The following is a 1196-nucleotide window of genomic DNA, read 5'->3' on the forward strand; positions in this document are numbered from 1 at the left end:
TCGGTACCGTTCACTGCACCGAACAACGTCCACAACACCAACCTGGACCTGACCAACAAGATCACCGACATCTCGGGTGGCAACTACGAGAAGACCGTGGCGGTTGGCGAGCCAGTGACCACGGTCACCGACAACCCGGCGACTCCGGACGTCACCACGCTCACCCTGACCGCGACGGATACCGTGGCCGAAGGCGGCAAGATCACCTACACCGCTACCTTGACCAACAAGGCGGGCACCGACCTGGTGATCAAGCTGAGCAACGGTGAAACCATCACCATCGCGGCCGGCTCGAAGGAAGCGTCGATCACCATCGATGCCCCAAGCGACGACGTGTACCTCGATGCCGAAAACCTGAGCGTGACCGTCACCGGTACCACCGGTGGTGACTTCGAGAAGCTGGACGTCAGCAGCACCGCAGCTGTGACCAAGGTCACCGACACCATCGACACCACCACCGTGACCCTGACCGCCACGCAAAGTGTGGTCGAGGGCGGCGTGGTGACTTACACCGCGTCGGTCAACCACAAAGTCACCGGTTCCGATCTGGTAGTGAAGTTGGCCAACGGCCAGACCATCACCATCCCGGTGGGCGAGTCGTCGGCTTCGGTACCGTTCACTGCACCGAACAACGTCCACAACACCAACCTGGACCTGACCAACAAGATCACCGACATCTCGGGCGGCAATTACGAGAAGACCGTGGCGGTTGGTGAGCCAGTGACGACTGTCACCGATAATCCGGCGACTCCGGACATCACCACGCTCACCCTGACCGCTACAGATACCGTGGCCGAAGGCGGCAAGATCACCTACACCGCCACCTTGACCAACAAGGCCGGTACCGACCTGGTGATCAAGCTGAGCAACGGCGAGACGATCACCATCGCCGCGGGCTCGAAGGAAGCCTCGATCACCATTGATGCCCCAAGCGACGACGTGTACGTCGATGCTGAAGACCTCAGCGTGACCGTTACCGGCACCACCGGTGGCGACTTCGAGAAACTCGACGTCAGCAGTACTGCGGCCGTGACCAAGGTCACCGACACCATCGACACCACTACCGTCACCCTGACCGCCACGCAAAGCGTGGTCGAGGGTGGCGTGGTGACCTACACCGCGTCGGTCAACCACAAAGTCACCGGTTCCGATCTGGTAGTGAAACTGGCCAACGGCCAGACCATCACCATCCCGGT

1 protein-coding gene is annotated in these 1196 nt (G+C 61.0%); it reads left to right on the plus strand.

Going from position 1 to position 1196, the window contains the following annotated elements; all coding sequences use genetic code 11:
* Nucleotides 1-1196: immunoglobulin-like domain-containing protein (locus ACGLHT_RS29965; RefSeq protein ID WP_394520766.1), on the plus strand; the 1196-nt coding region annotated here is incomplete at both ends.

It is taken from the genome of Pseudomonas sp. PsB (assembly GCF_043658375.1).
GTDB classification, from domain to species: domain Bacteria; phylum Pseudomonadota; class Gammaproteobacteria; order Pseudomonadales; family Pseudomonadaceae; genus Aquipseudomonas; species Aquipseudomonas putida_Z.